The following is an 18,918-nucleotide window of genomic DNA, read 5'->3' as shown; positions in this document are numbered from 1 at the left end:
TCCACGGTCACTCCTCCTCGTGCATCGGGTTGGTGTCGCCGAGCGCCGCGCGGACCTTGCGCCGCGCCCGGAACAGCCGCGACCGCACCGTCCCCACCGGCACCCCCAGCGCCTGCGCGACCTGCCCGTACTCGAGATCGCCCCACGCCACCAGCAGCAGGACGTCCCGGTCCCGGCGCGGCAGCGCGGCCAGCGCCGCCGCCAGCGCCGGCCGCGCCGCCAGCGCCGTCACCCCGTCCGCGACCCGCTCCGCGGGCCCCTCCGCGGGCCCGTCCAGCGGCGCCCGCCGCAGCGCCCGGTACCGCGCCGCCTCCGCCCGGTGGTGCCGCGCGACCAGCTTCGTCGCGATCCCGAACAGCCAGGGGCGCGCGTCCGGCCGCGACAGGTCGTAGCGGTGCCGCTTGCCGAACGCGGCCAGGAACGTCTCCCCCACCACGTCCTCGGCGGCCTGCGGCCCGAGCCGCCGGGACACGTACCGGTAGAGCATCGCGGAGTAGCGGTCGAAGAGGAGAGCGAACGATTCCGGCTCGGTGAGCGAAGACTCGATGAGCTCGCTGTCGATCTTCTGAACCGCTGGAGGTGCGGTCATCGCGGCAACCATGACATGTATGCCGGCCTTCCCGTGCGGGGGCTCTGTCGACGACGTCTCTCCGCACCCCCGCAAAGGAGTTCACGGTTCTCGATCACTAATCCGTAACGCGTCCGAACCTTCCGGCTCGTCCGGGCATCCTCATGACTACACGGGGGCATCGGCGATCGTCCGCTCCGCCCGCACGCCGGAACACAACTCAAGGAGGAGCGGCTCGTGACCGACACCCCGGACGCGCCCAAGACCGACGAACCGGCCGACCGCGCGCCCGCCCGCACGCCCACGGCCGAGTTCCGCGTCCCGGACGTCACGAAGACCCGCGACGACATGGCCGTCCGCCGCCCCGGCGCCGCGCCCACCCGAGCCGAACGCCTCCCCGCCCCGCCCGAGGAGTCCCGGGCAAAGACCGCCCCCGAGCAGCCCAACGACCAGGAAGCCGAACGCCAAGAAGAGGTCGCCCCCACCCCCGAGCCGTCCGAGCCCACCAACGACACCGCACCGACCGACGACCAGCCAAAGCAGTCGGACGAGACCGCAAAGCCCAAGGCGGCCCCGCAGGCACCGAGCGAGCCCGAGCAGAGCACCCCCGCCCCGTCCGCCCCCACCGACGAAACGGCACCGGCCAACGACGAGCCCGGCGACGACACGGGAGCCGCACAGCCCGACAGCCCGCCGGAGCGAGCGGACGAGGCCAGGCAGCGCGCGGCCAGCACGCCCGGCAGCGCCACGGCACCCAGCGCACCCGAACGACGCACCCACGACACGTCCGGCCCCACCAACGACCAGCCCGACGACAACGCGGCGGCCGCACAGCATGACGGACCGCCGAAGCACGCGGACGACACCAAGCAGCGCACGGCCAGCACACCCGAACGACGCACCCCCGACACGGCCGAACCCGCCGACGGGACGGCGACGCCCAGCGGCCGGACGGACGACAACGCGGCCCCCGCACAACGCGAGACCCCGGCACAGGGGCCGGACCAAACCGGGCAACGCACCACCGACACGTCCAAACCCGACAACGACGCGGCGGACGCACGGTCCGACGGTCCGCCAAAGCAGGCGCACGAGACCAAGCAGCGCGCGGCCAGCACGCCCGAAGGCGGCACGGCACCCAGCGGACCCGCACGACGCACCCCCGACACAGCCGAGCCCGCCGACGGGACGGCGGCGCCCAGCGACTGGACGGACGACGACGCGGCCCCCGCACAACGCGAGGCCCCAACGCGGCGGACGGACGAGGGCGGGCAGCGCGGCTACGTTACGTCCAAGCCCGGCGACGACGCGGCGGCCGCACGGCATGACGGACCGCCGAAGCGCGCGGACGACGCCAAGCAGCGCGCGGCCAGCACCCCCAGCAGCGGCACGGCACCCAGCGGACCCGAGCGGCGCACCCCCGACACGGCCGAACCCGCCGACGGCGCGGCGGCCGCACGGCGTGGCGGGGCTACCGAGCCGGGGGACGGCACCGGGCGGGGCTCGGGGAGCGCGCCTGGTAGCGGCACGGCGTCTCGCGAAGTCGAGCAGGTGGCGCGGGGCGCGGCGGAGGGGGCCGGGGCTGCGGTGGTGCGGTTCGAGGCGCCGCCGGGGCGGAGGGCGGAGGCCGCGCGGACGGTCGTGGACCTGCCCGTGCCGGAGGCGTACCGCGGGGAGGTGTCCGAGGGCGAGGGCGGGCTCGTCCGGTTCGTCGGGTACGAGCCGGTCGGGGACGTCACGCGGCAGGACGTGCCGCAGGTCGCGGGGGCGCCGGAGGACGAGCGGTCGGGGCGGCGCGCGTGGCCGTGGGTGCTGGTCGCGGTGCTCGTGGCAGTGCTGGCGGTCGTGACGGCGCAGCTGCTGCGGCCGGTGCCGGAGCCGGAGCTGCGGCTGACGATCGCGGCGGAGCACACGTTCCCGGGCGCGGCGCCGCGGTTGCCGTGGCCGGGGTCGGGGCAGTCGGCGGTGTTCGTCGAGGGGCTCGGGACGATGGGGGCGTCCGGGAACGCGGTGCCCGCGCCGACGGCGAGCGTCGCGAAGGTGATGACGGCGTACGTGTACCTGCGGGACCATCCGCTGCGGCCGGGTGAGCCGGGGCCCACGCTGGCGGTGTCGCCGGAGGGGGTCGCGGAGATGCCGATGCGGCGGCAGCGGGGCGAGTCGCTGCTGGGGATCACGCAGGGGCAGCGGCTGACGCAGCGGAAGGCGCTCGAGGCGCTGATGGTCGTCTCCGCGAACGATGTGGCGCACGAGCTGGCGAAGTGGGACGCGGGCAGCGTGCAGGCGTTCGTGGCGAAGATGAACGCGGCGGCTCGCGAGCTGGGGATGGCGAACACGACGTACACCGACCCCAGCGGCTACGACTCGGGGACGGTGAGCACCGCGGCGGACCAGGTGAAGCTGCTGCGGGCCGCGATGGCCCTCCCGGCGTTCGCGGAGATCGTGAACCAGCGGACGTTCGAGCCCGCGGACGGCGGCGCGGCGCGGCCGAACGGGAACTTCCTGCTCGGGCAGTTCGGGGTCGTCGGGGGCAAGACGGGGTTCACGGACGCGGCGGGCGGGAACTTCGTGTTCGCGGCGCGCAAGGACGTGGCGGGGGTCCCGACGCTGATCGTCGGTGCGGTGATGGGGCAGCGGACGGCGAGCGCGGCGGGGGCGGTGTCGGCGGCCGGTGAGCTGGTGCGGGCGGCCGAGGGCGCGTTGACGTCGGCGACGCTGGCGCAGGCGGGCGAGCGGGTCGCGGTGGTCGACGACGGGCTCGGCGGGACGACGCCGGTGCGGGCGGCGTCCGCGGTGACGGTCGTGGGGTGGCCGGGGCTGACGGTGGGCGTCGCCGCCGAGGGCGATCCGCCCGCGGAGGCCGCGGCGGGCGAGGAGACGGGCGCGCTGACGGCGGGCGCGGCGCGGGTGCCGCTGCGGTTCGGGGACGCCTACGGCGGCCCGGCGCTGCTGGACCGGCTGACGAGGCTGGGGTAGCCGGGCCGTCAGGCGCGGTGGACGGAGAAGCGGGTGAAGAGCGCGGCGAAGGCGGCGCCGTCGGTCTCGACGGTGAGTCCGGAGACCCCGGCGGGGAGGGGGTCGGGGTCCACGACGTCGAGGGTCTTGACGCCGTCCACCCAGAAGACGAGCCGCACGCCGCCTTCGACGGTCTTGCACAGCGCCTTGAGTTCGTGGTCGGCGCGGTCCTTCGGCTGGACGCGCGCGGAGCCGAGCGACGTGGTCTCCGTGCCGTACCGGTCGATCTCCGTCCTGCCGTCGCGCGACATCATGAATCCGTAGCCGACGGTGGAGGACGCGTCGGCGTCGTTGCGGCACGTGACGCCGACCTCGGAGGCGCCGGGGGCCGCTCCCTGGAAGCCGCCCCGGGCCGTGACGAGCATGTCCGCGAGGGGCGCGTGCTTCGCCTCCACCGTCGATCCGGATTCGGCGGCGATGCCGTACCGGTAGCCGGCGGGGACGTACCGGATCTCCTCGTTCTCCATCCATCTGCGGCGGTTCTCGGGGAGTGTCGCCTCGTGGACGAAGTCGCTCTCGTAGATGAGGTTCCGGGACGGCGGCGGGCTGTCGTACGCGTCGGTCGGGGACGCCGGCGGGCTGTCGTAGGCGTCGGTCGCGGTGACCGACGCGCCGCGCGCCCCGGACGCGCCGTCCTCCTCGTTGCCCGCCGCCCGCCAGGCGACCGCGGCGACGAACGCCATCGTGAGGGCCGCCGCGACCGCGACGGCGCCGACGGACGCGAGCACGCCCGGGTGGCGCCAGGCGCGCGGCCGCTCCTGCTCGACGGTGGACGGCGGGGACGGCGGACGCGGCGGCGGGACGAACGACGGGCCCGGCGGCGGCACGGGCGCCGCACCGGTCGGCGGGGCGGGGTGGGCGAACCCGGCCGGCGGACGGGCGTCGCCCGCCGACGGACGGGCGTCGCCGTCGGGGCTGACGAGCAGGTCGATCAGCTCGCGGGCGGTGGGCCGCCGGGCGGGGTCCTTGGCGAGGCAGCGGGCGATGACGGGGCGCAGCGCGGCGGGCACCCCGTCGAGCCGCGGCTCCGCGTTGGCGATGCGGTTCATCAGCGCGGCGAAGGAGGGGCCGGAGTCGAACGGCGGCGTGCCGGTGGCGGCGTAGACGACGGTGCCCGCCCAGGCGAAGACGTCGGACCGCTCGGTCGGCGGCTGCCCGTCGATCCATTCGGGCGCGAAGTAGGCGGGGGTGCCGACCATCTGGGTGTTGGTGTCGGCGTCGATGGCGCGCGCGATGCCGAAGTCGACGACGCGGGGGCCGTCCGGGCCGAGGAGCACGTTGGCCGGTTTCAGGTCGCGGTGGACGATCCCGGCGGAGTGGATCGCGGCGAGCGCGCTGGCGGTGTTGACGGCGAGCCGGACGAGCGCGCCGCCGTGCAGCGGGCCGTGGTCCTGCACCCGCTGCGCCAGTGAGGGGCCGTCGATGTACTCGCTGACGACGTAGGGCCGGTCGCCGCGGGTGGAGGAGTCGAGCACCGCGGCGGTGCAGAAGGGGGCGACGCGGCGGGCGGCCTCCATCTCGCGGAGGAACCGGGTGCGGGCCGCCGGGTCGGACGTCTTGAGCACTTTGACGGCGACGCGCTGCCCGGACTCGTCCTCGCCGAGGTACACCACTCCCTGGCCGCCTTCGCCGAGGCGTCCGGTCAGCCGGTAGGGCCCGAGCGCGGCCGGGTCGTCGGCGCGGAGCGGAGATGCGGCCATGGACACCCTTCCATGCCCCGCGCGCAGGGCGGATCACGACGGCACGACGGACTGCTTACCCGCCCGCATGATGCCACAGCGGTATGCCCGATCGGCCCTATTGCGGACGGCGCGTCCGGTCAGGCGTACAGCGCCGACAGGTAGCGGATCAGGAGGGCCTCCCGGGTGTCCGGGGGGAGCGCGTCGAGGACGGTGTTGACGACGGCCATCCCGCCGGACGGTTCGGCGCCGACGGACGCGAGCAGTTCGGCGAACCCGGCGTCGGTGAGGGCGTCGAGGTCGAGGCCGGCGACGGTTTCGGCGAGCCCGTCGGGGACGGGCGGCGGTCCGGCGGCGCGGGCGGCTTCCGCGGACGCGGCGAGGGCGTCGAGGAGCGCGCCGGTGTCGGACACCCCGGTGATGGTGAAGTGCAGGTTGGCGGGGATGCCGCGGTACGAGAGCTGCGGCTGGAAGAACCAGCCGCGGGCGCGGGCCTCGTCGGCGAGGACGAACACGTCGAGCGCGGGGTCGGTGGAGGCGACGGCGACGAGCGGGACGACCGGCGCGCCGAGCACCCGCAGCCCGTCGGGGAGCCCGGCGGCGAGGCGTTCGGCGGCGTCCATCGCGCGGGCGGCGAGGTCGCGGTAGCCGGCGGCGCCGACGGCGTGGAGGGTGGCCCAGGCGGCGGCGAGCGGGCCCGCGCTCTTGCTGGACTGGACGCCGGAGTTGATGACCGTGTAGCCGGGCCATTCGGCGGACGCGAAGTAGGCGCGGCGGCGCAGCGCCGGGTCGGCGAACAGGACGACGGACGCGCCCTTGGGCGCGTAGCCGTACTTGTGCAGGTCGCACGACAGCGAGGTGACGCCCGGGACGGAGAGGTCGAACGGCGGGACGGGGCGTCCGGTGTCGCGCAGCCACGGCAGCACCCAGCCGCCGACGCAGGCGTCCACGTGGCAGAGGACGCCGGCGGACGCGGCGATCTCCGCGATCTCGGGGACGGGGTCCATGACGCCCTGCGGGTAGGACGGCGCGGACGCGACGGCGAGGACGGTGCGCGGGGTGATCGCGGCGGCGACGGCCGCGGGGTCGGCGCGGAACCCGTCGTCCACGGGGACGGCCACGGCCTCCATGCCGAGGTAGTGCGCGGCCTTGTGGAAGGCGGGATGCGCGGTGACCGGCAGGACGATCTGCGGCCGTCCCGCGACGGGGCGGGCGTCGCGCGCGGCCTTCACCGCGAGCATGATCGATTCGGTGCCGCCGCTGGTGAACACGCCGGTGCCGCCGCCGAGCCGGTCGGCGACGGCGCCGACGACCTCGCGTTCGAGGGCGACGATGCTGGGGAACGCGGTCGGGTCGAGGCAGTTGACTTCGAGCATCTCCGCGTAGGCGGCGGCGGCGAGGTCGTGGACGGCGTCGCGTCCTGTGTCGTAGACGTACGCGGTGACCTTGCCGCCGCGGACGGGCAGGTCGGCGCCGCGGAGGGCGGCGAGCCGGTCGAGCAGGTCGGCGGCGGGGCGGCCGTCCTCAGGCAGGGGCATCGGGGGTCCTCGGTGCGTGGGCGGCGGCGAGCCGCCGGTAGGCGAGCAGCGGGGGGACGCTGAGCAGGAGCAGGGCGGCGGGGACGAGCGTGAACCCGGCGGCGACGCCGGTGAGCGCGGTGTCCGGCTGGACGGCCGGGGTGTCGAAGTCGGACGAGCGGAACGAGCAGGCGGCGAGGATCAGCGCGAACACGCCGGGGCCGAGGGCGAGCGCGCCGGTCTCGGCGGCCGTCCACAGGCCGGTGAACGCGCCCGACTGGGCGTGCCCGGTGCGTCCGGCGTCGGCGTGGACGGTCTCGGGCAGCAGCGCGAGCGGCAGGAACTGCGTCGCCGCGTAGCAGACGCCGACGGCGGCGCTGAGCGCGAGCACCGCGGCCGTCGACGCGATCAGCGGGAAGAGCGCGGCGACGAGGGCGGCGAACGCGGTGAGCGCGGCGGCGTAGCAGGGCACGGCCCCGTACCGGCGCGCGAGCGCCCGCCACATCGGCACCGCGAACGCGCTCGGCGCGACCATGCAGACGAACATCGCGGAGGTGAGGGCGTAGTCGTCCAGCCGGTAGGCCGCGACGTAGGGGGCGCCCGCGAGCATGATCGCGACCGCGAGGGTGTGCAGGACGTACGCGGCGAGCAGGGCGAAGAACGGGCGGTTGCCGCGGGCGGTGCGGAGCGCGGCGCGGAGGCCGAGCGCGTGCGGGCCAGGGCTGGACGGGATCCAGCGGGTGGCGAGGGCGCTGCCGAGCAGGGCGGCGGCCATGACGGCGCCGACGGCGAGCCCCATCAGGGCGTGCCCGGCGCGGCCGCCGCCCGCCGCGTCGGTGACGGCGGGGGCGACGCCGCCCGCGACGAGGATGCCGAGGGTGAGGCAGACGACGCGCCAGGCCATCGCGCGGCCGCGTTCGGCGGGGTCGGCCGAGATCTCGGCGGGCAGCGCGACGTACGGGACCTGGAAGCAGGCGAAGGCGCTCGCGGCGAGGAGGAACGCGAGGCCCGTCCAGGCGGCGGCGAACCCGGGCGAGTCCACCGGGACGGCGAACATCGCGGCGAACAGGACGGGCAGGGTGCACGCGCCGGCGAGGAGCAGCCGGGTGCGGCGCCCCGTCCGGACGGCTTCGCGGTCGCTGGCGGCGCCGACGACGGGGTTCAGCAGGACGTCCCACGCCTTCGGCAGGACGAGGACGGCGCCCGCGACGGCCGCGCCGACGCCGAGGACGTCGGTGAGGTAGTAGAGCAGGAGCAGCCCGGGGACGGCCGAGAACACGCCCGTGCCGACCGACCCGACGCCGTAGCCGAACAGGCGCGCGCGTGTCAGCGGGGCCGGGGCCGCCGTCGTCGCCGGGGCGCTCACCGCGCGCCCTCGGGGAGCCCCAGGGAGGCGGTGACGAGCCGGTGCAGGTGGGCGCGGAACCGCGCGAGTTCGGCGGGGTCGTCCATGCCGCGGCGGCGGCCGTCCGCGTCGAGGGCGCCGCCGCGCGCGAACCCGTGCGTCGCCCAGATGACCGTCCAGACGGCGTACTCGACGTCCGCGCCGTCGTCGGCGAACGGGCGGACGGCGCTCACGACGAGGTCCATGAGCGGCCGGACGTAGAGGTTCTCGAGGTGCGCGACGTCGGCGGCGTCCGACAGCCAGCGGTGCATCCACAGCGCCGGTACCGCGGGGTTCGCCGCGCAGAAGTCGATGTACCGGTCGACGAGCGCGAGCAGCGCCGCCCCGCCCGGGCCGCCGGGCGGCGGGTCGCCGAGGAGGTCGGCGACGGCCGCCTCCAGGGCGGCGCGTTCGGCGCGGTGGGCGCGTTCCATGACGGCCAGGTACAGGTCGCGCTTGCCGCCGACGTGGTAGGCGACCGTGGCGATGTTGAGCCCGGCCGCCTCGGCGATGAGCCGGGTGGACGTGCCGTCGTAGCCGTGCGCGGCGAACAGCCGGGTGGCGACGTCGAGGATGCGCTCCCGGCCGGAGTCGCTGGTCATGCGCCGACCGTAGACCTCCGGCGCGCCTTGGTCAATCGCTTGATGGAGACGGGGCGGTGAGCCAGACGGTCAGCGCCATCTCCATCTCCAGCCGCGCCTCCGGCTCGTACAGGCGGTCGCCGAACAGCTCCTCGAGCTGGTGCAGCCGGTACCGGACGGTCTGCGGGTGGACGTGCAGGCGGGCGGCGACCTCGGTCGCGTTGAACCCGTTCTGCAGGCACGACAGCAGCGTCCGCATCAGCCGCTCGCGATGCCGGGGCCGGACGGACCGCAGCGGCGCGAGCCGCAGGTCCGCGACGGCCCGCACCAGTTCCTCGTCCTTGAACACCACCAGCGCCGGCATGTGGTCGGCGCACCGGATCAGCCGGTCGGACGGCAGGATGCCGCGGCGCGCGAGCGGCAGCGCCTCCCGCGCCCAGCGCAGCGACTTCGCGGCGTCCTCGGTGCGGACCGTCGGGCCCATCGCGGCCACCCAGTCGCGCAGCGCCGACTCCAGCATCCGGCCCCGCCCCGGCCCCTCGGGGTCCGGCACCAGCAGGCACGGCTCGCGCCGGTTCACGTCGGACAGGACGTCCGGCGGCAGCGACGGGTGCGAGAACGGGTGCCGCCCCCGCTCGTACAGGACGACCGCGGCGACCGTGCGCGGCACCCGCCACTGCGCGAGCCGCGCCAGGTCGGCGACCGCCCGGGACGACGCGGGCGGTTCGGCCAGCAGCATGTCGAGCAGCCGGCGGCGGCGGTGCTCCAGCTCGCCGGCCTCCTGCTCGCGGGCCTTGGTGTAGCCCTCGGTGGCCGCGCGGGCGATCTCGTCCAGGAACGCGAAGATCGCCTCGGCGAGGCTGGCGAGGGTGTGCCGCGACATGTTGTGCTGCTCGGACTCCACCGCCAGCCGCCGCCACGCGACGCGCGCGCCGAGCCGCATCGACGTCTGCAGGATGTCGAGGCTGCGCCCCTCCCGGGCCTCCGCCCAGCCGATCTCCCGGTAGACGGCCGCGACCTGCTCCCACGAGCTGTCCGGGTCCATGATCAGGTCGACGAACTGGCGCAGCGCGCCCTCCACGGCGAGCCGGACGAGCCGCGCGTACTCCTCGTCCTGCGGGCGGGAGTACTCGGGGACCCCGGCCAGGATCTCCTCGATCATCTCCTCGGCCAGGCCGTCCAGGTGCGGCCGGAAGACCTCGGAGAGCTCGCTGGGCACGCCCGCCCACGGCTTGAGCGGCGAACGCTCCTGAAGGGTCGTGGTCACGGTTCCACCTCCCGCCCCCGCGGTGTCCAGGGGACGCTCCGGAAGCTACCGACCACACGCGCAAGGGGCTGTACCGCCGGGAACGCAATGCGCCGCGGCGGTTGTCACTCCGGTGACAATCGGTCCGGCCGCGAAGCCCGGTACGGCCGCGCCGATCGGTCCGCACGCGCTATCCGCCGCGCGCAACCGGCCGCCCGCGACCGGCCGCGCGCTACCGGCCGCGCGCTACAGGCCGCCCGTCCCGTTCGCCTCGGCGGGCCGCTCCCCGGCGGCGAGGGCGCCCGCGAGCACGAGCCGTCCGGACGTGCGGACGATCGCCGCGACCTCGTCCGCGGGGCGGTGCAGCGACGCGACGCTGACCAGCGCGGCGAGCAGCACGTGCCCGAGCACGATCTCGACGTCCTCGCGCTGCGGCACCGGGTCGCCGATGGCCGCCGACAGCCGGTCCCGCAGGAACAGGAACACGACGTTGCGGGAGTCGTCGACGCTGGAGTCGTCCGCCGTCACCGCCTGGATGATCGCCGACGTCAGGGTGACGTTGTCGGCCGCGACGTGCACGATCCGCTCCAGCAGGGCGGTGAGCCGCTCGACCGGGGTGTCCCCGACCGCGAGCGCGTCGATGTCGTCGGTGACCCGGTGCGCCCAGGTCGCGGCGACCTCGGTGAGCAGGTGGTCCTTGGTGGCGAAGTAGCGGTAGACGGTGGCGCGCGCGACGCCCGCGCGGTCCGCGACGTCGTGCATGGTGACGGCCGGGTAGCCGCCCTCCACCGCCAGGGTCCACGCCGCGTCGATCAGCCGCTCGCGCCGCGCCTGCTGGTCCTTGGTCAGCGTCCGCGTGACGGTGAACCGCACTTCCGCGCTCACAACGCCTCCTCGCCGAGATCGCCCCCATTGTTCCGCAGATCACGTTCCGCCGCGATCACCGGCCTCCGGTCCGCACCGCGGACCGGGCCCCGCACCGCCCCCCACCAGCGGAACTCCGCGGCCGACCGGACCGGGAACGGCCGCGGCCGGACGGCGCCCGCGCGCCGCCCGGCCGTCGTCCGGCGTCCGGCGGTCAGTTCCCGCAGCGGAAGACGCCCCACTTCAGGCGGCCGTGCGCGCCGCCGTCGACCCAGTTCCGCAGGCCGGTCTTCATGTGGTCGAGGTAGTCCGCGCTGATCTTCCGGGAGATCTCCGCCTCCCGCGCCTCGGTCTCCCGCAGCACCCGCGCGTAGTGCGTGGCGAGGTGCGGCGTGAGGTCGTCGAACTCGACCGACAGGCCGAGCCGGGCCAGTTCCCGGCGGTAGAAGCCGGGCGAGCCCATCGTGTCGAGGTGGAGCCGGTCCAGGATGGGACGCAGCGCGTCGCGCGAGCAGTCGTCGGCCGCCATCGGGTCGGTGAAGACGAACTCGCCGCCCGGCTTGAGGACCCGGACGATCTCCTCCAGCGCCCGGATGCGGTCGCCGCCGTGCAGCAGCGCGTCCTGCGACCACACGACGTGGAAGGCGTTGTCGTGGAACGGCAGCTCCTCGAACGAGCCGTCGACCACGTCGATCAGGTCGTCGAGGCCCTCCTCCTTGTTCGCCGCGCGGTTGCGCGCGTTCTCGACCTCGCTCAGGTTCAGGCACGTGACCTTGCAGCCGTACGTGCCGGCGAGGTACCGGGCCGAGCCGCCGAACCCGGCGCCGACGTCCAGGACGTGGACGTCCGGTGCCAGCCGCAGGCCCGCCGCCATCCGCTCGACCGTCCGGGCGCTCGCCGCGTCGATGGTGTCGCCGTCCTCGTAGACGCCGACGTGGATGTGCCGCCCGCCCCACACCGAGTGGTAGAAGGCGTCGGCGTCGTCGGAGTTGTAGTAGTCCCGCGCGGTGCTCACCGCGGTCGAGTAGGAGCCGCTCACGTCGTCTTCCCGGTACATTTTCTCCGCCACGTGAATGAAGAAGTCGGGGTCGGCCTCGTGGTAGGTCTTCTGGAAGTCCCCGAACGTGTCGATCCGCTGGAAGCCGACCTCGCGCATGAGGCGCCGCATGTAGTTCTTCCGCAGCGGGAACATGTTGAGGGCGTAGTCGCTCCCGTCCGGGAAGCGGTACCGGAACCGCGCGAGCCCCTCGTCGACGTACTCGGGTTCGGCCGTGACCTCCTCGCCGCAGTAGTAGTACGAGTGCGTGCTGCTGAACCCGTCGTCCAGGATCGAGTCGTAGTTGCGCTGGTCGATGATCAGTACGCCGTCGTGCTTGAGCATCGCGTAGAACTCCGCGAGCGCCTTGCGCCTGTCGCGTTCCGAGAACAGGTGGGTGAAGGAGTTGCCCAGGCAGATGACGGCGTCGAACTCGCCGTGCACGTCCCGGTTCAGGTAGCGCCAGTCCGCCTGCACCACCTTGAGGACGTACTGGCCGTAGGTGAAGCCGTTCTCGAACGCCTTCCGCAGCATCTCCTGGCTGCCGTCGGCGCTGACGGTGTCGAAGCCCTCCTGCACGAGCCGCACCGAGTGGAACCCGGTGCCCGTGGCGACGTCCAGCACCCGCTTGACGCCGCGCGCCTTCAGCTGGTCGATGAAGAAGGTGCCCTCGCTCTCGTAGCGCCTCCTCCAGTCGATGAGTTCGTCCCACTTCTCCACGAAGCCGTGGACGTACTCCTTCTCGTAGTGGTTGGTGTCGCGGACCTCGGTCGGGTTCTCGCCGAAATCTTGACGCTGAATCGGTCTGCCTCCCTGTGCGCACGGCCCCCGATAGGACTCTGAGCGACTCGTCGGACACGTACCGTTGTCACGTTCGGCATGCCGAAGACTCCATTCCGTGACAACCAGCCACGAACGTGACATTCAGGGCGAACGTTAGCCCTGCGCACAGGTTTCTATAAGGGGTTCCCTCGGTACTTTTCGCTAACACGGTGTGTGATCAGCGCAACATCGCCCCCACAGGACGGGCGCCGGGCGCCCCGCCCGTCCCGTCCAGCGGGACCCGGCCGCCGGACGGACGCCGCGTGCTGCACGCTCGCCCACCATGGGCCCCCCACGGGACGAAGCGTCCGACCGCCGGCAGATCCACGACGTCGTCCTGCGCTACTGCCGGGGCATCGACCGGCTCGACTTCGCGCTCGTCCGGTCGGCCTACCACCCGGACGCGATCGACCACCACACCGGCTTCGACGGCACCGTGGACGAGTACCTCGCCTGGGTCGAGCCCCGGCTGCGCGCCCGGCGCGGCGGCACGATGCACATCGTCGCCAACCACCTCGTCGAGCTGCTCGGCGACACCGCGATCAGCGAGACGTACGGGACGTCGGTGCACTGGGGCGAACCCGCCGACGACCCGCGCGCCAACTTCACCAGCGGCGTCCGGTTCGTCGACCACATGGCCCTGCGGGACGGCCGGTGGGCGATCGCCGAGCGGTGGGCCGTCCGGGAGTGGACCCGCTCCGACGCCGGACGCCTGATGCCCCGCGAAGCCCCGGGACCGGCCGGATCCAGGGACGGCGACGACCCCCTGATCCGGCTCCAGCGGAAACTGCACGGAACGGAGACGGACGCGTGAAAGTGGGAATCAGCTCGCCCATCGTGGCGCTCTCCGGCCGGCGCCCGGCCTGGGAGGCCGAGGCGGGGACGGCCGAACTGCTCCGGGTCGCGCAGGCCGCCGACCGGCTCGGCTACACGTTCCTGACGTGCCCCGACCACGTGGCCGTCCCCCCGGGGCTGCCGCGCGGCGAACGCTTCTACGACCCCCTGGCGACGTTCGCCTTCCTGGCGGGCCGGACGCGCCGGATCCGCTTCCTCCCCTACGTGCTCGTCCTGCCCTTCTACCACCCGCTGGAGATCGCCAAGCGGTACGGGACCCTCGACCACCTCAGCGGCGGGCGGCTGACCCTCGCGTTCGGCGTCGGGAACCTGCGGGAGGAGTTCGACCTGCTCGGCGCCCCCTTCGACGACCGCGGGCCGCGCGCCGACGACGCCCTCCGCGCCCTGCGGGCCGCCCTGTCGGGCCGGACCGTGTCGTACGAGGGCCCCTACTACGCGTTCCGCGACATGGTCGTCGACCCGCACGCCGCGCAGCCGCGCGTCCCGCTGTGGGTCGGCGGCCACAGCGACCGGGCCCTGCGCCGCGCCGTCACCCTCGGGGACGGCTGGTGCCCGGCGCCGCGGTCGTTCGGCGGCCCCGCCCCCGAGGAGATGCGCCGGATGCTCGACCGGCACGAGGCGCCCGAGCGGTTCGACGTCGTCCTGACCCCCGGCGAACGCCTCGACCCCGCCGGCGCCCCGGGCCGGGTCGGCGAGGTCATCGCCGAGGCCGCGGAGGCGGGCGCGACCCACATCAACCTCACGGTCCGGCACGAGTCCCTGGCGCACTACCTCGAGCAGCTGGAGGCGTTCGCCGAGGCGGCGGGCCTCGACATCGAGCCGTAGGGCCCGGCCTTCAGCGGGACGAACCGACCCGCCGCCGCAGCCCGGTGACCAGCGAACCACCGAACGCGAACGTGTAGATCGCGAACATGAGGCCGAGCAGCCCGCAGAAGAGGTCGACGAACACGAGCGCGACGATCAGGCCGCCCGCGCCCGCCGTCCGCCCGTACGCCTTGTCCGGCTCGGTCCGCAGCAGGCTGTCGTAGCCGGGGACGAACCGCGCCCGCTCCGTGCGCCCCGCCTCGCAGCGCCCCCGGCCCACGGCCACGGGGATCTCCGTCACCGCCGGACCGCCGCCCGCGGGCACGAACGTCCCGACGCACCGCCGCCCGCTCCCCCGCCCCCCGGCGGGCCTGTCGCCGGTCACGGTCAGCGTGCCCGGCTCCCCCGCCCGTCCGTACACCGCGCCGATGGACCGTCCGTTGTGGGCGGACACCTCGTAGACGATGCTGAAGAAGAACCACACCAGCAGCCCGGAGACCACCAGCCCGGCGACCTTCACCGCGGTTTCGATGATGCGCTCCTCGGCACGAACCCCACGCCGCACGCGGCCGTCCGCCCCTGGGACGCCGCACGTCCGCGGCGGGTTCCCGCGCATGACCCCCGCGTCGCCGGGCAGGAATCGGGCCTATGAGCGATGCCGACACCATGGAGGCGACACGGCGGCTGCTCCCGCCGCGGCCGGACAGCCCCGCGCTCGCCCGGCGGTTCGTCCGCGACCGCCTCACCGGCGTGGCCGCCCCCGACACGGTGGACTCGGCCGTGCTCGCGGTCGACGAGCTGGTGACCAACGCGGTGCTCCACGCGCGCACCGAGATCGAGGTGTCGCTCCGCACCGGCGCCGCCGTCCACGCGCGCGTCACCGACCGCGCGCCGCACCGCGGGCTCGTCCCGTGGCGCCGCCACCCCTACACCGACACCGGCCGCGGCCTGTACCTGATCGAGCGGCTGACGGACCGGTACGGCGTCGACACCGACGAGCACGGCAAGACGGTGTGGTTCGAGGTCGGCGGCCCCCGCGCGCCCGCGCCGTCCTCCTGGGGGCCTCCCGACCCGCCCGGCGGCGCCCGGCGCACCGTGACGCTCGTCGACGTGCCGTGGGAGCTGTGCATGGCCGCCCGGCAGCACCGCCACGCGGTCCTGCGCGAACTCCTGCTCTCCGCGGCCGCCGGCGACCCCCTCGGCGTCGCCCCGGACGCCCTCCGCACCGCCCACGACGCCAACAACATGCTCAGCGCCTGGCTCGCCGCGGCGGACCGGGACCCCGACGCCGACATCCGCACGCTCGACCTGTCCGTCCCCGCGGACGCCGCGCCGGCGCTCGCCGCCCTCCGCGACGTCCTCGACCGGGCCGACGACGCCACCCGGACCGAGGCCCTGCTCAGCCGCCCGCCGCTCCCCCAGAGCGCCGACCTGAGGCACTGGCTGCTCGACGAACTCATCGGCCGGCTCGACGAGGACCGGCCGCCCACCGCGTGGACCGTCGCGGCCCGCGACCCCACCCCCATGCCGTGGGACGCCGACCAGATCCGGCAGAGCCTGCTCCCGACCGTCGCCACCGACGACCGGCACCGGATCACCGCCGTCAACGAGGCCGCCGCGGACCTCCTCGGCTGGGACGCCGACGAGCTCCTCGGCCGCCGCCTCACCGTCCTCATCCCCGAGCACCTCCGCGACCGGCACGTCGCCGCGTTCACGTCGCTGCTGCTCACCGGGCGCCCCCGCATCCTCGGCCGGGCCGTGCCCCTCCCGGCCCTGCACCGCGACGGCCGCACCGTCCCCGTCCGCCTCCTCATCCAGGGCCAGGAGAAGGACGACGGGCACACCGTCTTCGTCGCCCAGCTCTTCCCCCGGACCGCCGCGCCCCTGCCCGAGGCCCCCGAACCCGGCGAGACCCGCTGGCCGGAAGGCCCCCGCGAGCCCGTACGCCGGGGCCGCCGTCCGAGCATGGACCTGTCCCCCCTCGAACGGCTGTCCCTCCTCACCGACTGCGAACGCGCGCTGAGCAGCGCCCAGGACCTCACCCAGGGCCTCCGCCAGGTCGGCCGCGCGCTCACCCGGCGGCTGGTCGACTGGTGCGCGATCGACCTCCTCGACGAGCAAGGCGAGGTCGAACGCGTCATCGTCGTCCACCACGACCCGGACCTGCCGTCCCCCGCCGTCTACGAGGGCCGCTTCCCCCCGCTCACCCAGGCCGCCCGCGGCCCCCTCGCCCGCGCGCTGCGCGGCGCGGGCCCCCTCCTGCTCACCGGCGCCGCCGTCGAGGGCGACGGCCCCCTCGACATCCGGTACGCCGAACTGTTCGACCAGCTCGGCGCGGACAACGCCGTCATCACCCCGCTGCGGGCCCGCCGCGACGTCCTCGGCGCCATCACCCTCGGCCGCGTCCCGCCCGGCCCGCCCACGCAGGACGACCTGGCGTTCGTCCAGGACCTCGCCCACGGGATCGCCCTCGGCGTGGAGAACGCGCGCCTGTACGACCACGCCCGCCGGATCGCCGACAGCCTGCAGCGCACCCTGCTCCCGCCGCTGCCGTCCCCCGCGCACCTCCAGCTCGCCGCGCGCTACGCGTCGTCCACCATCACCGCGCAGGCCGGCGGCGACTGGTACGACGGCTTCGTCCTCCCGAACGGCGCCCTCGCCATCGCCATCGGCGACGTCGCGGGCCACGACATCAACGCCACCGCCACCATGAGCCGGCTGAGCAGCATGCTGCGCGGCGCCGCCGTCGTCTGCCAGGAGCCGCCCGAGGCGGTCCTGCACCACCTCGACGTCGCGAACCGCCTCCTCGCCGAGGAGGCCACCGCCACCTGCATCTACGGGGTCGTCAAGGGCTCCGGCGCGGACTGCGAGCTCCTCCACTCCTCCGCGGGCCACCCCCCGCCGCTGCTGACCACCGCCGACGGCGCCACCCGCTACCTCGACGACGGCTCCGGCCTCATGCTCGGCACCGGCGTCGACCTGCCCCGCCCCGCGGCCCGCACCCCGCTCCCCCCGCACTCGACCCTCCTGCTGTACACCGACGGCCTCATCGAGCGCCGCGACGAATCCATCGGCGCCTCCCTCGACCGCCTCCGCGAGCACGTCGGCGCCCTCGCCCGCGCCCCCCTCGGCGTCTTCTGCGACGAACTCCTCATCCGCCTCGGCGCCGACGGCACCGACGACATCGCCCTGATCGCCCTCCGCCCCACCGGCTGACTAGCCGCCCGGCGACGAGCGCACCGCATGTCCCCTGTGCGGGAGCGTCACGGCCTTGGCACGGGCCTCGTTCCATCAACGCGAATTGGTGAGCGAACTTTTCGGGGTGGGAGCGAGTCGTACGTGATGCCATCATGTTTCCGGAGCGAAGGAAAACGTATGAATGCCGGTGACCTGACCATTGTCGCAGTGCTGGCCGGGTGCGCCGGCTTCGCCGGGGTCGTCACTTACCTGCTCGTCGGTCGCGACCTTCGAGGTGGGGCCAGGGTGGCGGCCGCGGTGGGCGCCGCCGTGCTCGTGGGATTGGCGTCCATATTCGTGCTCTACCTCGCGGTGGCCGCGTTTCTGGCGTGCGGGGCGGCCTACCTGGTGGCGCGCCGCATGCTGCGACCAGGGCTCGCTTTGGCGGCGTCCGGGGTCGTTCTACTCGGCGGACTCTCGTGCGCTGTAGCGCTCATGTCCATCGCACTCAGTGAAATGTAGGCGGCGACTTCTCCCGTCAGATAATTGCTCAGGTACAGGCGGCAGAAGTACTCGGTCCGCTCGTCGCTCGGGCGCCGGTCACCCGACTCCCAGCGGCAGAGGACGGACGCGTCGATGTGCGGCGACCGGAGGCCGTCCGCCCCGTACAGGGCGTCGAGCCGGATCTCACCGGCCGCACGCTCCTTCTCCCGCCGCCCGCCCCGGGGCGACCGATGGACGGGACGGGACAGGTTCACGGATCGTCATGCGGCTGTGGACCCAGGATCAATAACCATTGACCGCCGTGTGGCACCCTGACAGCGAAAGTCACCGCAAATAGCCGGAGCGGGCGCCAGCAGACGGGAGCATGGGCATGAAAAAGATTTCCACCATATTGGTGGCGGCGGGAACGGCGGCCGCGGCAATGACCATTACCGCGTCCCCAGCGCACGCCAGCCAGGATGCGGTGGTACACGTGCGCCTCTGCGATATGACCTGGTGCGGCAGCGCAGGGTACGCGCACTTCAATTCCGACCCCACCCCACTCATCCCCGGCGACGCATTGAGGGTCTGCGACACCGAGGCCGACGGCTGGGGGGTCATCGGCTGGCTGGTCACCAACGAAGGCCAGGTCATTCGCAGCGCGACCACCCAGGGCCGCAATTCGCCGTACTGCACGTCCTGGAAGAGCGGGAACCTGCCGGAGGACATGTATCTCAATGTCATAGCCTGCAAGATCAAGGGGAAAACCACGGAGGGCTGCCGAAGCCTCGACGCATGGGCCTGACCGAGGGTCTCCGAACGGGCGTACCTGGACGCCCTTGCTCAGCAAGGGCTCCGGGGACGGCCCCCGCCGCAAGGCGTTCGAG

General features: G+C 74.4%; 15 protein-coding genes. 6 read left to right on the top strand and 9 right to left on the bottom strand.

The annotated features are described in order from the left end of the window. Positions 1-7: 7 nt before the first annotated feature. On the bottom strand, positions 8-589 hold the full coding sequence (locus tag H505_RS0113145; protein WP_026402362.1) for an RNA polymerase sigma factor: 582 nt from the start codon (positions 587-589) through the stop codon (positions 8-10). A gap of 216 nt (positions 590-805) precedes the next feature. Between H505_RS0113145 and H505_RS51010 the strand changes: the two genes are divergently transcribed. Then, on the top strand, positions 806-3,544 hold the full coding sequence (locus tag H505_RS51010; protein WP_051300623.1) for a D-alanyl-D-alanine carboxypeptidase: 2,739 nt from the start codon (positions 806-808) through the stop codon (positions 3,542-3,544). Between the two features lie 8 nt (positions 3,545-3,552). On the opposite strand, the gene H505_RS47605 is transcribed toward H505_RS51010, so the two are convergent. The 7 genes from H505_RS47605 to H505_RS41590 all read right to left on the bottom strand — a co-directional run bounded on the left by H505_RS47605 (position 3,553) and on the right by H505_RS41590 (position 12,691). Then, entirely contained in the window at positions 3,553-5,283 is a 1,731-nt protein-coding gene (locus H505_RS47605) for a serine/threonine-protein kinase (protein ID WP_051300622.1), read from the bottom strand. A gap of 119 nt (positions 5,284-5,402) precedes the next feature. After that, complete coding sequence (locus H505_RS0113125; RefSeq protein ID WP_026402361.1) at positions 5,403-6,800, bottom strand: pyridoxal phosphate-dependent decarboxylase family protein; 1,398 nt, start codon at positions 6,798-6,800, stop codon at positions 5,403-5,405. Next, positions 6,787-8,145, bottom strand: coding sequence for an MFS transporter (locus H505_RS41600; RefSeq protein ID WP_034517814.1), 1,359 nt, complete (start codon positions 8,143-8,145; stop codon positions 6,787-6,789). Before H505_RS41600 ends, H505_RS0113125 begins: the two co-directional genes overlap by 14 nt. Next, positions 8,142-8,765, bottom strand: coding sequence for a TetR/AcrR family transcriptional regulator (locus H505_RS0113115; protein ID WP_026402360.1), 624 nt, complete (start codon positions 8,763-8,765; stop codon positions 8,142-8,144). Before H505_RS0113115 ends, H505_RS41600 begins: the two co-directional genes overlap by 4 nt. Positions 8,766-8,796: 31 nt before the next feature. After that, positions 8,797-10,011 (bottom strand): PucR family transcriptional regulator, encoded by a 1,215-nt coding sequence (locus H505_RS0113110; RefSeq protein WP_026402359.1) that lies wholly within the window; start codon positions 10,009-10,011, stop codon positions 8,797-8,799. 225 nt (positions 10,012-10,236) lie between these two features. Next, positions 10,237-10,875: a TetR/AcrR family transcriptional regulator gene (locus H505_RS41595; protein WP_034517812.1), complete on the bottom strand. Its 639-nt coding sequence runs from the start codon at positions 10,873-10,875 to the stop codon at positions 10,237-10,239. Positions 10,876-11,068: 193 nt separating this feature from the next. After that, a complete protein-coding gene (locus H505_RS41590) occupies positions 11,069-12,691 on the bottom strand; it encodes a glycine/sarcosine N-methyltransferase (RefSeq protein ID WP_034517865.1) in 1,623 nt (540 codons plus the stop codon). A 304-nt stretch (positions 12,692-12,995) separates the two neighbouring features. Between H505_RS41590 and H505_RS0113090 the strand changes: the two genes are divergently transcribed. Both H505_RS0113090 and H505_RS0113085 read left to right on the top strand, forming a co-directional pair. Beyond that, positions 12,996-13,526, top strand: a complete 531-nt coding sequence (locus H505_RS0113090; protein WP_026402357.1) for a nuclear transport factor 2 family protein — start codon at positions 12,996-12,998, stop codon at positions 13,524-13,526. After that, positions 13,523-14,392: an LLM class F420-dependent oxidoreductase gene (locus H505_RS0113085; RefSeq protein WP_026402356.1), complete on the top strand. Its 870-nt coding sequence runs from the start codon at positions 13,523-13,525 to the stop codon at positions 14,390-14,392. Before H505_RS0113090 ends, H505_RS0113085 begins: the two co-directional genes overlap by 4 nt. A gap of 10 nt (positions 14,393-14,402) precedes the next feature. On the opposite strand, the gene H505_RS0113080 is transcribed toward H505_RS0113085, so the two are convergent. After that, positions 14,403-14,936 carry a hypothetical protein gene (locus H505_RS0113080; protein WP_157432986.1) on the bottom strand — a complete coding sequence of 178 codons (534 nt, stop codon included), beginning with the start codon at positions 14,934-14,936 and terminating at the stop codon, positions 14,403-14,405. Between the two features lie 83 nt (positions 14,937-15,019). On the opposite strand from H505_RS0113080, the gene H505_RS0113075 reads away from it, so the two are divergent. The 3 genes from H505_RS0113075 (at position 15,020) to H505_RS49815 (ending at position 18,836) form a co-directional block, all read left to right on the top strand. Beyond that, entirely contained in the window at positions 15,020-17,587 is a 2,568-nt protein-coding gene (locus tag H505_RS0113075) for a SpoIIE family protein phosphatase (protein WP_026402354.1), read from the top strand. Positions 17,588-17,746: 159 nt separating this feature from the next. Continuing rightward, a complete protein-coding gene (locus H505_RS0113070) occupies positions 17,747-18,070 on the top strand; it encodes a hypothetical protein (protein ID WP_026402353.1) in 324 nt (107 codons plus the stop codon). Between the two features lie 352 nt (positions 18,071-18,422). Next, the gene (locus tag H505_RS49815) at positions 18,423-18,836 is read left to right on the top strand and encodes a hypothetical protein (protein WP_157432985.1); all 414 of its coding nucleotides are present in this window, start codon (positions 18,423-18,425) and stop codon (positions 18,834-18,836) included. Positions 18,837-18,918 lie beyond the last annotated feature (82 nt).

The sequence above is a fragment of the Actinomadura rifamycini DSM 43936 genome, from assembly GCF_000425065.1.
GTDB classification, from domain to species: Bacteria; Actinomycetota; Actinomycetes; order Streptosporangiales; family Streptosporangiaceae; genus Spirillospora; species Spirillospora rifamycini.
Note: the sequence above shows the minus strand (reverse complement) of the source record. Positions and strands in the feature narration are given on the sequence as shown.

Coding starts and splice junctions, on each gene's coding strand:
- H505_RS0113145 (WP_026402362.1), bottom strand. CDS start 589: ATGACCGCACCTCCAGCGGTTCAGAAGATCGACAGCGAGCTCATCGAG.
- H505_RS47605 (WP_051300622.1), bottom strand. CDS start 5,283: ATGGCCGCATCTCCGCTCCGCGCCGACGACCCGGCCGCGCTCGGGCCC.
- H505_RS0113125 (WP_026402361.1), bottom strand. CDS start 6,800: ATGCCCCTGCCTGAGGACGGCCGCCCCGCCGCCGACCTGCTCGACCGG.
- H505_RS0113115 (WP_026402360.1), bottom strand. CDS start 8,765: ATGACCAGCGACTCCGGCCGGGAGCGCATCCTCGACGTCGCCACCCGG.
- H505_RS0113090 (WP_026402357.1), top strand. CDS start 12,996: ATGGGCCCCCCACGGGACGAAGCGTCCGACCGCCGGCAGATCCACGAC.
- H505_RS0113075 (WP_026402354.1), top strand. CDS start 15,020: ATGAGCGATGCCGACACCATGGAGGCGACACGGCGGCTGCTCCCGCCG.
- H505_RS0113070 (WP_026402353.1), top strand. CDS start 17,747: ATGAATGCCGGTGACCTGACCATTGTCGCAGTGCTGGCCGGGTGCGCC.
- H505_RS49815 (WP_157432985.1), top strand. CDS start 18,423: ATGAAAAAGATTTCCACCATATTGGTGGCGGCGGGAACGGCGGCCGCG.